Consider the following 12,538-nt stretch of genomic DNA (forward strand, 5'->3'; position numbering starts at 1 on the left):
GCGACGACCGGGCCGGGCCGGACTGGGCGCGGCGGTGATCTCGCCGCGCTCGGTCCGGTCGACGCCCCCGCGCGCAGCCTCGGAGCTGCGCCAGTGCAGGACGGGAATACGATCGGGTGCCTCAAGGTTGAGCCAAGCAGACTCAAGTTTGACCCAGGCGGGTTGCTCTCCGATCCGGCCGGGTGCAGACTTGAGTGGAACAGACTCAATCGCAGTCGGTCCGGGCCCCGCAGGTGCACCAGCACCGCGACCCGGCCGGTGTTCGGAAGGAAGGCATCACCCATGGCACGTGCAGTCGGCATCGACCTCGGTACCACCAACTCCGTCGTCTCCGTCCTCGAAGGTGGCGAGCCCACCGTCATCGCGAACGCCGAGGGCGCTCGCACCACCCCCTCCGTCGTCGCGTTCTCCAAGACCGGCGAGGTCCTCGTCGGCGAGATCGCCAAGCGCCAGGCCGTCACCAACGTCGACCGCACCATCGCGTCGGTCAAGCGCCACATGGGCACCGACTGGTCGGTCGAGGTCGACGACAAGAAGTACTCCGCGCAGGAGCTCTCCGCGCGCATCCTCGGCAAGCTCAAGCGCGACGCCGAGGAGTACCTGGGCGAGGCCGTGACGGACGCCGTCATCACCGTCCCCGCGTACTTCAACGACGCCGAGCGCCAGGCGACCAAGGACGCCGGCCAGATCGCCGGCCTCAACGTCCTGCGCATCGTCAACGAGCCCACCGCCGCCGCCCTCGCCTACGGCCTCGAGAAGGGCAAGGAGGACGAGCTCATCCTCGTCTTCGACCTCGGTGGCGGGACCTTCGACGTCTCCCTCCTCGAGGTGGGCAAGGACGAGGACGACTTCTCGACCATCCAGGTCCGCGCGACCTCCGGTGACAACCGCCTCGGTGGTGACGACTGGGACAGCCGGATCGTCGAGCACCTCATCAAGGAGGTCAAGAACTCCTCGGGTGTCGACCTGTCGAAGGACAAGATCGCCCTCCAGCGTCTGCGCGAGGCTGCTGAGCAGGCCAAGAAGGAGCTCTCCTCGGCCACCAGCACCAACATCTCGATGCAGTACCTCTCGATGAGCGAGAACGGCCCCATCCACCTGGACTCCAAGCTCACGCGTGCGCAGTTCCAGCAGATGACCCAGGACCTCCTCGACCGGACGAAGGCACCGTTCCACGCCGTCATCCGCGACGCAGGCGTCTCCATCAGCGACATCGACCACATCGTCCTCGTCGGTGGCTCGACCCGCATGCCTGCGGTGACGGACGTCGTCAAGGAGCTCACCGGTGGCAAGGAGCCCAACAAGGGCGTCAACCCGGACGAGGTCGTCGCCGTCGGCGCTGCCCTCCAGGCCGGTGTCATCAAGGGTGAGCGCAAGGACATCCTGCTCATCGACGTCACCCCGCTCTCCCTCGGCATCGAGACCAAGGGCGGCGTGATGACCAAGCTCATCGAGCGCAACACGGCCATCCCGACCAAGCGCTCCGAGATCTTCTCGACCGCCGAGGACAACCAGCCGTCCGTCCTCATCCAGGTGTTCCAGGGTGAGCGCGAGTTCGCCCGCGACAACAAGCCGCTGGGCACCTTCGAGCTCACGGGCATCGCTCCCGCGCCGCGCGGCGTGCCGCAGGTCGAGGTCGCCTTCGACATCGACGCCAACGGCATCGTCCACGTGTCCGCCAAGGACCGCGGCACGAACAAGGAGCAGTCGATGACCATCACCGGTGGCTCCGCGCTGCCGAAGGAGGACATCGACCGCATGGTCCGCGAGGCCGAGGAGCACGCGGCCGAGGACAAGGCCCGCCGCGAGGAGGCCGAGACCCGCAACCAGGCCGAGTCCTTCGCGTACTCGACCGAGAAGCTCCTCAAGGACAACGAGGACAAGCTCTCGGAGGACGTCCGCACTGAGGTCCAGACCGCGGTCGACGAGGTGAAGACGGCGCTCGAGGGCACCGACATCGCCGAGATCAAGGCCAAGCAGGAGACCCTCAACACGGTCGCGCAGAAGATCGGCGAGGCGCTCTACGCCCAGCAGTCCGAGGCTCCCGAGGGTGCACCGGCCGACGCCGACGCCTCCTCGACCTCCTCTGACGAGGACGTCGTGGACGCAGAGATCGTCGACGACGAGGACGACAAGAAGTGACGAGCAACGAGGGCACGGGCGCCGAGAACACGCCCGAAGGCAACGACCCCCTGGAAGGTCTCGACTTCGAGCCGTCCGCCGAGGCCTTCGACGTCGACGCAGCACCGGCCGCACCCGCGGCCGAGCTCACGGAGCTCGAGAAGGCGCAGGCCGAGTCGGCCGACCGCCTCTCGGACCTCCAGCGGCTCAACGCGGAGTACGTGAACTTCTCCAAGCGCGCCAAGCGCGAGCAGGAGGCGGCACGTGCACGAGGCATCGAGGAGCTCCTCGTCGGGCTCCTCCCGGTGCTGGACGACGTCTCACGAGCACGGCAGGCGGGAGACCTCACCGGTCCCTTCGAGTCGATCGCGGACAAACTGACCGCGACGCTCACCCGCTTCGGCGTCGAGCAGTACGGGGAGGCGGGGGAGGAGTTCGACCCCGCCGTCCACGAGGCGCTCATGCACCAGACGTCGCCCGACGCGCAGACCACCACGGTCCAGCACGTCGTCGAGGTCGGGTACCGCATCGGTGACCGCGTGGTGCGAGCCGCACGCGTCGCCGTCGTCGGGCCCGAGGCCTGACGCACCCCTGAGCCCGGGACCGCCTCGCCGTCGACACCGACGGGCGCGAGGCGGTCCCGGGCCTCGGTCGTCGCCCCGCGAGAGCGGGCGCGGCACACCGGCGATAGCCGGTCCCATACTTCACACTGCTACCGGTGAGCGCTGCAGCTCACCCACGAGGAAGGAGACGCCTTGACCGGTCAGGACTGGATCGAGAAGGACTTCTACGCCTCCCTGGGCGTCTCGAAGGACGCCGACGACGCGGCCATCAAGAAGGCGTACCGCAAGCTCGCCCGCACGTACCACCCGGACCAGAACGCCGGCGACCCCAAGGCCGAGAGCAAGTTCAAGGAGATCGGCGAGGCCTACTCGGTGCTCTCCGACTCCGAGCAGCGCCAGCAGTACGACGCCGTCCGCGCGATGGCTGGCGGCGGTGCACGGTTCTCCGCGGGCAGCGGAGGACGCGGCGGCTCGGCAGGTTTCGAGGACGTCTTCGGCGGGATGTTCGGCGGTGGCGGCGGAGGCCGCCAGCAGTACGCCGGTGGTGGCGGCGGGATGCCCGACGGCTTCGACGACATCCTCAGCTCCATGTTCGGCGGCGCGGGCGGTGCGCCCGGCGGGTTCCGCCAGCAGGCCCGCCCCCAGGCCGGGCAGGACCTCACCACCGCGGCGACCCTGCCCTTCCGCGAGGCGGTCGAGGGCTGCACCGTGACGCTGACCGTCGACGGGCGGCAGATGACGGCGCGCATCCCGGCGGGTGTGCGCGACGGCCAGAAGATCCGCCTCCGCGGCAAGGGACGCCCCGGCACCGGCGGCGGCCCCGCGGGCGACCTCGTGGTCGCCGTGACCGTGACGCCCCACCCCGTCTTCAGCATCGACGGCCACAACCTGCGCATCACCGTCCCCGTGACCTTCCCCGAGGCCGCGCTCGGCACGCAGCTCGAGGTCCCGACCCTCGACGGCTCGAGCGTCAAGGTCAAGGTCGCCGAGGGCACGCCGTCCGGTCGTGTCCTGCGTGTCAAGGGCCGTGGCGTCAAGACCGCGAAGCAGACTGGAGACCTGCTGGTCACCGTGCAGGTCGCGGTGCCGCAGAAGCTCTCCAAGGCAGCACGTGAGGCGGTCGAGGCCTTCGCCGCCGCCACGGGTGGTGAGAACGTCCGGGAAGACCTCGTCGCACGAGCGAAGGAGTAGGCCATGGCGCAGCGCGGAACGCAGACCCCGCCCCCGCGGGACGACGAGCCGGTGTTCGTCATCTCGCGGGCGGCCGAGCTCGCCGGCATGCACCCGCAGACCCTGCGGCAGTACGACCGGCTCGGTATCGTGTCCCCGCAGCGCTCGCCCGGGCGCGGTCGCCGCTACTCGCGGCGCGACGTCCTCCAGCTCGTCGAGGTCCAGCGCCTCAGCCAGGACGAGGGCATCAACCTCGCCGGCATCAAGCGGATCCTCGACCTCGAGGCGCAGGTCCGCGTGCTCGAGCACCGCGTCGAGCTCCTCGCCGCGGCGGCCGACCCCGGCTCCCGCATCTTCACCGCGGCGTCGTCGGGTGACGTCGTCGCGGTCCGCGGCGGCCGCCGCCTGCGCCGCACCGGGTGGCGCCGCGGCGGCGAGACGGTCGTCGAGGCCGACGAGCGCGCCGCCCTCGTCCTCTGGCGCCCCCAGCGCTGACCCGCCCGGCCCGCCCGGCGAGTTCGTGACTTTCGAGCGAGTTCGTGCCGTAGGGGTCACGAACTCTCTCCGAACTCACGAACTCGAGGATGGCTGGCTGGCTCAGTGTGTCTGGGCCGTCGCCAACGCCGTCTGGACGGCGTCGTCGGGCGGGCCGAGGAGCGGCTCACGCTTCGTCACGAGGTCGACGACGGTCTTCATGGCGGCGAGCTGGTCGCGCAGGGTGGTCTTCGCCCAGGTGGCGCGGCGTGACTTGACGGTCGTGTCGCCGACGCCGACCGCGTCGACCCCCACAGCGCGGCAGGTCGTCACCGCGCGGGCGAGGTGGAAGCTCTGCGTGACGACGGTGAGCGCACCGACGCCGTAGACCTTGTCCGCCCGGACGCACGAGTCGTAGGTGTCGAAGCCCGCCGAGTCCTGGATGATCGCCTCGGCAGGCACGCCCTGCTCGACGAGGTACCGGCGCATCGCCGCCGGCTCGTCGTTGTGGTCCGGCCGCCCGTCCCCGGGCACCAGCAGGACCTCGACCGACCCGGCGCCGTACAGCTCGACGGCGAGGTCGAGTCGTGCCCGCAAGAACTGCGAGGGTGTCCCGTCGTCGTAGACCCGCGCGCCGAGCACGAGCGCGACGGGCGTCGCGGGGACGTCGTCCGCCGTGTACATGTGGTCGGCGGCCCGCGCCTGGACGAACACCACCGGCCCGGCGACCGCGAGGAGCGTGAGACCGGCGACCACCCCGACCCCCACGCGCACCCGACGGTTCCGGAGGATCCCAGCGACCCCGCCGGAGGAAGGGCGCGGAGGTCGTGTGGGTGCCATGCCCACATCGTACGGGCCAGGTCAGACCGTTTATGCAACAAGAACGTGCGCTATTCATTCGACAAATGGCGCCAGGTAAGTAAGTCCTTGCTTGCTATACAGCATTTCTTCGGCGGTCTACGGTGATGGAAAAGCACGTCAGAACCCCCCACGTGCCACCGAGAGCATCGCCACCACAGCTGGAGGAATCATGAGTGCACTTCTGGACCTGCCCCACGTCAGCGAGTGTTCGGTCGCGTCCTGCGGCTACAACCACGACGGGTGCCACGCCGGCGCCGTGACGGTCGCCGGCCACGCCGGTGCCGCCGAGTGCGCCACCTTCATCCCGCTGTCCGCGAAGGGTGGCCTCGACAAGGTCGTCGCCCATGTCGGCGCCTGCCAGCGCTCCGAGTGCGCGAACAACGTCGCCCTCGAGTGCACGGCCTCCTCGATCCGCATCGGTGCGGGCTCTTCGGCCGGCGACCTCGCGGACTGCCTCACCTACACCCCGCGCTGATACCTGCGCCGTCTCACGACGAGCGCCCCCTGCTGGACACCGCAGCGCGCCAGCGTCCCTCAGCCTCTCGCCGGGCCAGGACGCGTCGGCCCCCACCCGCGCGCAACGACCTCAGCACCGACAGCCGGTCCACCCTCGGGTGGACCGGCTGTCTGCGTCCCGGGGCCTAGGCCCCGCTGCGGCCAGGTCCCGCTGCGCCCAGGGCGCCGCGCGACCGGCACGCCGCCCTGTACCTGCGCGACCGGCGCCTCGCGCGACGGCCGCATGCCCGGCGTGTCCCCCTGCGACACGTCGACCCTGAGCCGTCAGCCCCGACCGTCACCCGGCGCGCCGGGCCTCCACGACCTCGACCCGCGCCGACGCCTCGTACCGGTAGCCCGCTCCGCGGACCGTGAGGATCTCGTGGTGCAGCCCGAGCTTGTCGCGCAGCCGCCGCACGTGGACGTCGATGGTGCGCGAGCCCGGCTCAGCGGGCCGCGACCGCCAGACCGACGCGAAGAGTTCGGACCGCCCGACCACCCGGCCAGGAGCGGCCACGAGGTAGGCCAGCAGCTCGAACTCCTTGTAGGTGAGTCGTTGCTCCCGGCCGTCGACCGCCACCTGCCGCGATCCCAGGTCGACGGTGAGCCGTGGCTCTCGAGGTCGGTCGACCACCTCGAGGTGCGCGAGCCGGTCCCCGAGCCCGTCGATCTCGACCGGTCGCTGCCCGGTGCCCCCGGCCCCGCCGAGGGACAGCGCCGTGTAGGTCTCGGCGGTGGGCAGCAGCTCGCGAGCCAGCTCACCGAGCGTCTCGGCGAGCTCGATGATGTCTGCCGCCTGGCGGGAGCGGTCCTGCGGGTCGATGCCGACCCAGAGCAGGAAGCCGTGCTGCGGGCGCGGTGACGTCGGCGGGGCGTCGAGCCGTCGTGCAGGTGCTGCGAGGTCTGCGGGTGCCGTCATGGCGGTCTCCGGGGGTGCGGTCTCCGCCGTCGGGCGGGGAAGGTCGGTCCTGGGCTCGGTGGTCAGGACCGACAACACGCACGGCCGCACGCGCGCACGTCGAGCAGCACCTGCGAGGAGGTGTCGACGATCGGGCGCGGGAGGCTCACCCGCGCACACTCTCAGACGAGACGCGCCACGGCCAGGGGTAGGAGGTGCAGTCTCAGATGACGATACGACAGGGTGCTCACCCGTCGAGACGGCGCGATGCGAGGTGCAGGCCGCCGCGGGCCACAGGTCGTGCATCGCAGGCCGGTCGCGTCGGAGTGGTGCGTGCGACCCGCGGAACGGCTGCGGGCCGCGGCCTCCGAGAGGAGACCACGGCCCGCAGCGAACACCCGTGTCGGGTCGACCGTCAGTCGACCACGCCGTACAGGCGGTCCCCGGCGTCCCCGAGCCCCGGGATGATGTACGCGTTCTCGTCCAGGCGCTCGTCCACAGCAGCGACGACCACCTTCACGTCCCCGCGGTCGCCGACGGCCTTCTCGAGGACCTCGAGGCCCTCGGGTGCGGCGAGCAGGCACACGACGGTGACGTCGCGCGCGCCCCGCTTGAGCAGGAAGTCGATCGCTGCGACGAGCGTGCCGCCGGTCGCGAGCATGGGGTCGACGAGGAAGCACTGGCGACCGGTGAGGTCGTCCGGGAGACGGTTCGCGTACGTGACGGCCTCGAGGGTCTCCTCGTTGCGCTGCATCCCCAGGAACCCGACCTCGGCGGTCGGCAGTAGGCGCGTCATGCCGTCGAGCATGCCGAGGCCGGCCCGCAGGATCGGCACAACGAGCGGACGCGGGTCCGCGATGCGGGTGCCGATGGTCTCGGCGACGGGCGTGGAGATGGTGTGGGGCTCGGTCGCGACCTCGCGGGTGGCCTCGTAGGCCAGGAGGGTGACGAGCTCGTCGACGAGGAGGCGGAACGTCGGGGACGCCGTCTCCTTGTTACGGAGGACGGTGAGTTTGTGGGCCACCAGAGGGTGGTCGGCGACGTGCAAGCGCATGGTGACAACCTACAGCGTCACCCGGACCCGTGCGTGCGACCTCGGGCCCGAGGGCAGAGCGGCCCCGCGGGTAGGCTCGCCGCCATGACCTCGCCCACGGCCCCAGGCTCCGCGCCCCGACCCGTGCCCCGTCCCGAGCTGGACCAGCTCATGGGTCTGGCGATCGACGAGGCGCGGCTCGCCCTCGAGACCGGCGACGTGCCGGTGGGCGCGGTCGTCGTCGGCCCCGACGGCACTGTGATCGGCCGCGGCCACAACGCCCGCGAGGCCGCGGGGGACCCCACGGCGCACGCCGAGGTGCTCGCGCTGCGCGAGGCCGCCCAGACCCTCGGCGAGTGGCGGCTCACCGGATGCACGCTCGTCGTGACGCTCGAGCCCTGCGTCATGTGCGCGGGGGCGACGATGCTCGCCCGCGTGCCCCGGCTCGTCCTCGGAGCCTGGGACGACAAGGCGGGCGCCACCGGGTCGATGTGGGACCTCGTGCGCGATCGCCGCTCGACCCACCGCGTCGAGGTGGTGGGCGGTGTCCGTGAGGCGGAGTGCGCCGCGTTGCTCCTCGACTTCTTCGCGGACCACCGAGTTCCTCGCGCCTGAGCCACCCGCCCACGCGCCCGGCACGACGTCACGGAGCGAGCGCCCGCGCGATCGCCTCGAGGGTCTGCGTCGCCCCCGCATCGACCGTGAGGGTCGCGAGGGGGTCGCCGCGGGTCTCCCCACGGTTGACGATGATCACCGGGATGCCCGCCTTGGCGGCGTGCTTGACGAACCTCAGGCCGGAGTGGACCGTGAGCGACGACCCGGCGACCAGCAGCACCTCCGCCTCGTCGACCATCGCGAAGGCGCGGGCCACCCGTGCCTTCGGGACCATCTCGCCGAAGTACACGATGTCGGGCTTGAGCGTGCCGCCGCACACCTCGCAGGCGACCGGACGGAAGTGCGCAGTCGTCTCGATCACGGCGTCGGCGTCAGGCGCGATCTCGATGTCGGCGACGTCACCGATGGACTCGACGAACCCGGGGTTCGCCTCCTCCAGCCGCGTCGCGAGCGACTCGCGGGACACCACGTGCCCGCAGTCGAGGCACACCACCCGGTCGAAGCTGCCGTGCAGGTCGACGACGTTCTCCGCCCCCGCCACCACGTGCAGGGTGTCGACGTTCTGCGTGATGATGCCCGTCACGAGCCCGGCCTGCTCCAGGCGCGTCAGGGCGCGGTGGCCCTCGTTCGGGCTCGTCCGCTCCACGTGCCGCCAGCCCACGTGGTTACGGGCCCAGTAGTGCCGGCGGAAGGACTCGTCGCCGATGAACTGCTGGTACGTCATCGGGTTGCGCGGCGGCGAGTCGGGCCCACGGTAGTCAGGGATACCGGAGTCGGTCGAGACACCAGCACCCGTGAGCACCGCGAAGCGTCGACCGCGCAGCAGGTCGAGCATCGCCGCGAGGTCGGCCTCGGAGGGCTCGGGGTGGTCGCGTCGCGGTGACGGTCGCGACACCCGCTGCTCACGCGCGGCACCCGCGGCGTCCTGGGCGCCGTCGTCCTCCGCGCTGGTCGGCGCCGAGGCTCCCGCAGGTTCCTGCGGGAGCTCGGCCGCGTCGACCGCGCTCGAGGCGAGCGGCAGGGCGGAGAGGGAGGCGGGGGAGGGAGTCTCGGGCTGTGCATGGTCCACCTCCCCAGGCTACGACCGCCTGCCGCCCCCGCCTCCCCAGATCCTTCGGCCCTCCGAGAACACCCCGTCCGAGCACGCACCCGTCCGAGCCCACCCCTCGGAGCGCTGACCCTGGTCCGGGCGTGATCAGGGCTCGGGTGCGACGACCGTGAGCGTTGCGGTCTCGGTGACCGTGGCCCCGTGGGCGTTCGTCACCCGGGCGCGGACGAGGGTGCCGTCCTGCTCCGCGGTGACCTCGGCGAGGCTCAGGGTCGACGAGGCGACGCCCTGTGCTGCCGCCGACGGCCCGTCGGCGCTCGCGGAGGCCTCGCCGGGCACGGTCCGCGGCTGGACGGCGACGTCGGTCCACGTCGCGCCGTCGTCGGTCGAGGTCTCCCACTCCACCACGGGGGAGGGGATTCCGGTGGCCGTGGTCGTGAAGGTCGCGGCGGCGCCCGGGGCCACAGTCACGTCGGCCGGCCCCGCGGCGACCGTCGGCAGCTCGACGCGCTGGTCGGCCACGGGCCACCCGTCGACCCAGTCGAGGCGCTGGATCCCGAGCGTCGGGAAGTACGGGATCTCCTCGTTGGAGGCGTCGTAGTAGTGGAAGGCCAGGTAGTCGCCGGACACCGACTGCCCGCCCGGACCCACCACGGCACCGTGCTCCTCGAGCAGGATCGTCCCGCCGCCGCCGTACATGTCCTGACCCTCGCGGTCGAGGTACGGGCCGGTCACGGACTCTGAGCGCCCGACGGCCACCTGGTAGGTGGAGTCGGCGCCCTGGCAGCACGCCCCGAAGGACACGAAGAGGTAGTAGTAGCCGTCGCGGTGCGTGATGTACGGGGCCTCGATCGGGTTGCCGGCGACGAACCTGTCGGCGATGTTGACGGTCTGCTCCTGCCAGCCGTCGACGGGCTTACCGCTCGGCCACTCGAGCGGCACCAGGAAGATCCCGTACCAGAACGAGCCGATGGCCATGAAGGGGTTGCCGTCCTCGTCCTCGACGATCCCGGCGTCGATCGCGTTGAACCGCGCGTCCCCCGGCAGCCCGGAGACGGGGGACTCGACGACGAGACCCTGGTCGACCCACTCGTAGTCGGGGTCGGTCGGGTCGAGCGTCACGTTGGTGGCGAGCGCGGTGAGGGAGTCGTCGGTGCCGAACCGCGACGCCGAGTAGTAGAGGTAGTAAGTGCCGTCGTGCTCGTAGACCTCGGGGGCCCAGAGGTTGTCGGGCAGCGCCCCGTCGGAGAAGTGGTCGTCGATCCACGCCGGGATCTCGTCCCAGACGGTGCCCGCGTACTCCCAGGTGGTGCCGTCGTCGTGGGAGGTGGCGATCTGGATGGTGCCGCCGTTCTCCCGGTTGACCCGCCCGGTCGAGAACGCGTACCAGGTGCCGTCGTCGTCGATCACGAGGGCGGGGTCGTGGATGGGCGAGGTCTCGCCGACGAGCGTCTTGCCGCCGACGGGGTCCCCAGCCGGCGCGGCAGCCACGGCAGCGACGGCCGTCGAGTCGCCTGTGGCGGGAGCGGGCGGGGGAGCGGGTGCGGGTGCCGCTGCGGTCACGAGCGCGAGGGCCGCTGCGGCGAGCAGGGCTGCGGCTCGGGTGCTGAGGGGTCGTTCCACGGGGTGTCCGTCCTCTCGGTGCGGTCGTCGTCGACCGCTCGTGGTCCGACGTTCTACATCGATGTAGGACGTCGGTCTCGAACGTATCTGCCTCCCGGTGCGGGGTCAAGGTCCTGGCCCGCCCGTCGCCGGCGACCAGGCGACGCCCTCTCGGCTGCCGCGGATCGGCGCCGATTTAGCCATCCGGCGATCTCCAGGTAGTCTTCTCGGCGAGGTAGCGTGTCCGAGCGGCCTAAGGAGCACGCCTCGAAAGCGTGTGTGGGTGAAAGTCCACCGTGAGTTCGAATCTCACCGCTACCGCCACCGTGAGAGCGGCTGCACCCGTCGAGAGATCGACAGGAGCAGCCGCTCTCGCTGTTTCTCTGGGTGCCGGATCCCCGCAGGGGACCTCTCCCCACCCCCGGGCGAGGGCACTTCTGCCCATCCGGAACCGCTCGCGGACGCGCCTCCCGCGGCTAGTGTGAGGTCATCCCACCAGGAGACGGCCAAGACCAGCAGCAGTGCCGGCACTCGTGCACGAGCACCGCAGTCGGCGTCGTCTCCGGCCCCTCCGCCGCAGAGGCAGGGCCGGGCCCCGGTGAGGATCCTCAGCTCTCGACGAAGGAGAACACATGCGTATCGCACGCGGAATCGCCGTCCTGTCCGTCGCCTCGGTCGGCGTCTTCGGCCTCACGGCCTGCTCGGACGACTCGGACAGCACCAAGGACACCTCGACGGCCGCCTTCGGCACCGGAGGCGACAGCACCGACGCGACCGACACCGCGGACGACGCAGCCTCGGACGACGCAGCCTCGGAGGACACCTCGTCCGACGACGCCGCCTCCGGCGCCGGCGACCTCACCACCGAGAACTTCGCGGAGCGCCTCACGGCCGCGACCCTCGAGGCCGGCTCGTACAGCCTCGACATGACCACCGAGGCCGCCGGCACCGAGGCGACCATCTCGGCGAACGTCGAGCTCACCGACAGCACCACCAACATGGCGATGACCATGGACCAGGCGGGCATGGAGATGGAGATCCGCATCGTCGACGCCATCTTCTACCTCAACCTGGGTGACCTCAGCGGTGGCAAGTTCGTCAAGGTCGACCCGGCCGACGAGACCAACCCGCTGGCCGGCCAGTTCGACGGCATCGAGGAGCAGCTCGACCCGACCGCCAGCCTCGAGGGCTTCGAGGGTGCGTTCACCAAGGTCGAGAAGGTCGGCGAGCCCGTCGACGTCGACGGCGTCCAGGCCCAGCAGTACACCGTCGTCATCGACACCACCAAGGTGACCGGCGAGCTCCAGGAGCAGGCCGAGGCTGCCGGCTCGGCGCTCCCGCCCGAGCTCACCTACGAGTACTGGGTCGACGACCAGGACCGCATGGTCCGCACCACCAGCGAGGTCGCCGGCGCCACGGTCGACATGACCTTCTCCGGCTGGGGCGAGGACTTCGGCATCGTGGCCCCGTCCGAGGACGAGATCTCGACCGAGCCGCTCTTCTGACGCTCAGCGCACCCTGCACCGCCGCGCCCTCGCCACCTGCTCCTCAGAGCGGGCGGCGAGGGCGTCGTCGTCCGCAGGAGTGCCGTCGCGGTCGCGCGGACGCCGTCACCGTCGCGCGGGCGCCGTCGCGGTCGTGCGACCGGTGGCCCGTGT

General features: G+C 71.2%; 12 protein-coding genes and 1 tRNA gene. 8 read left to right on the forward strand and 5 right to left on the reverse strand.

All coding sequences use genetic code 11. The annotated features are described in order from the left end of the window. Window positions 1-282: 282 nt before the first annotated feature. From dnaK to SKED_RS02170, 4 genes are all read left to right on the forward strand, one after another. The gene (dnaK, locus tag SKED_RS02155; protein WP_012865476.1) at window positions 283-2,142 is read left to right on the forward strand and encodes a molecular chaperone DnaK; all 1,860 of its coding nucleotides are present in this window, start codon (window positions 283-285) and stop codon (window positions 2,140-2,142) included. Continuing rightward, a complete protein-coding gene (locus tag SKED_RS02160; protein WP_012865477.1) occupies window positions 2,139-2,705 on the forward strand; it encodes a nucleotide exchange factor GrpE in 567 nt (188 codons plus the stop codon). Before dnaK ends, SKED_RS02160 begins: the two co-directional genes overlap by 4 nt. 171 nt (window positions 2,706-2,876) lie before the next feature. Then, the gene (locus SKED_RS02165) at window positions 2,877-3,875 is read left to right on the forward strand and encodes a DnaJ C-terminal domain-containing protein (protein WP_012865478.1); all 999 of its coding nucleotides are present in this window, start codon (window positions 2,877-2,879) and stop codon (window positions 3,873-3,875) included. Between the two features lie 3 nt (window positions 3,876-3,878). Then, window positions 3,879-4,349 carry a heat shock protein transcriptional repressor HspR gene (locus tag SKED_RS02170; protein WP_012865479.1) on the forward strand — a complete coding sequence of 157 codons (471 nt, stop codon included), beginning with the start codon at window positions 3,879-3,881 and terminating at the stop codon, window positions 4,347-4,349. Window positions 4,350-4,451: 102 nt separating this feature from the next. Here SKED_RS02170 and SKED_RS02175 read toward each other — a convergent pair whose 3' ends face one another. Then, on the reverse strand, window positions 4,452-5,168 hold the full coding sequence (locus tag SKED_RS02175) for a SanA/YdcF family protein (RefSeq protein ID WP_042437705.1): 717 nt from the start codon (window positions 5,166-5,168) through the stop codon (window positions 4,452-4,454). 190 nt (window positions 5,169-5,358) lie between these two features. On the opposite strand from SKED_RS02175, the gene SKED_RS02180 reads away from it, so the two are divergent. Further along, on the forward strand, window positions 5,359-5,664 hold the full coding sequence (locus SKED_RS02180) for a DUF1540 domain-containing protein (RefSeq protein WP_012865481.1): 306 nt from the start codon (window positions 5,359-5,361) through the stop codon (window positions 5,662-5,664). Window positions 5,665-5,982: 318 nt separating this feature from the next. Here SKED_RS02180 and SKED_RS02185 read toward each other — a convergent pair whose 3' ends face one another. Together SKED_RS02185 and upp are read right to left on the reverse strand one after the other, a co-directional pair. Next, on the reverse strand, window positions 5,983-6,603 hold the full coding sequence (locus SKED_RS02185; protein WP_169310124.1) for a winged helix-turn-helix domain-containing protein: 621 nt from the start codon (window positions 6,601-6,603) through the stop codon (window positions 5,983-5,985). A 394-nt stretch (window positions 6,604-6,997) separates the two neighbouring features. Continuing rightward, entirely contained in the window at window positions 6,998-7,636 is a 639-nt protein-coding gene (gene upp, locus SKED_RS02190) for a uracil phosphoribosyltransferase (protein ID WP_012865483.1), read from the reverse strand. A gap of 150 nt (window positions 7,637-7,786) precedes the next feature. Between upp and SKED_RS02195 the strand changes: the two genes are divergently transcribed. Then, window positions 7,787-8,230, forward strand: coding sequence for a nucleoside deaminase (locus tag SKED_RS02195; protein WP_012865484.1), 444 nt, complete (start codon window positions 7,787-7,789; stop codon window positions 8,228-8,230). 28 nt (window positions 8,231-8,258) lie between these two features. Here the strand turns inward: SKED_RS02195 and SKED_RS02200 are convergent, their stop codons facing one another. Continuing rightward, window positions 8,259-9,065 carry a Sir2 family NAD-dependent protein deacetylase gene (locus SKED_RS02200; protein ID WP_012865485.1) on the reverse strand — a complete coding sequence of 269 codons (807 nt, stop codon included), beginning with the start codon at window positions 9,063-9,065 and terminating at the stop codon, window positions 8,259-8,261. Window positions 9,066-9,425: 360 nt separating this feature from the next. Then, a complete protein-coding gene (locus SKED_RS02205) occupies window positions 9,426-10,901 on the reverse strand; it encodes an arabinan endo-1,5-alpha-L-arabinosidase (protein WP_012865486.1) in 1,476 nt (491 codons plus the stop codon). A 213-nt stretch (window positions 10,902-11,114) separates the two neighbouring features. On the opposite strand from SKED_RS02205, the gene SKED_RS02210 reads away from it, so the two are divergent. Continuing rightward, a tRNA-Ser gene (locus tag SKED_RS02210) sits at window positions 11,115-11,204 on the forward strand. Window positions 11,205-11,512: 308 nt separating this feature from the next. Next, complete coding sequence (locus SKED_RS02215) at window positions 11,513-12,385, forward strand: SCO4651 family lipoprotein (protein WP_012865487.1); 873 nt, start codon at window positions 11,513-11,515, stop codon at window positions 12,383-12,385. Window positions 12,386-12,538: the final 153 nt, after the last annotated feature.

The organism is Sanguibacter keddieii DSM 10542 (genome assembly GCF_000024925.1).
Lineage (GTDB): Bacteria > Actinomycetota > Actinomycetes > Actinomycetales > Cellulomonadaceae > Sanguibacter > Sanguibacter keddieii.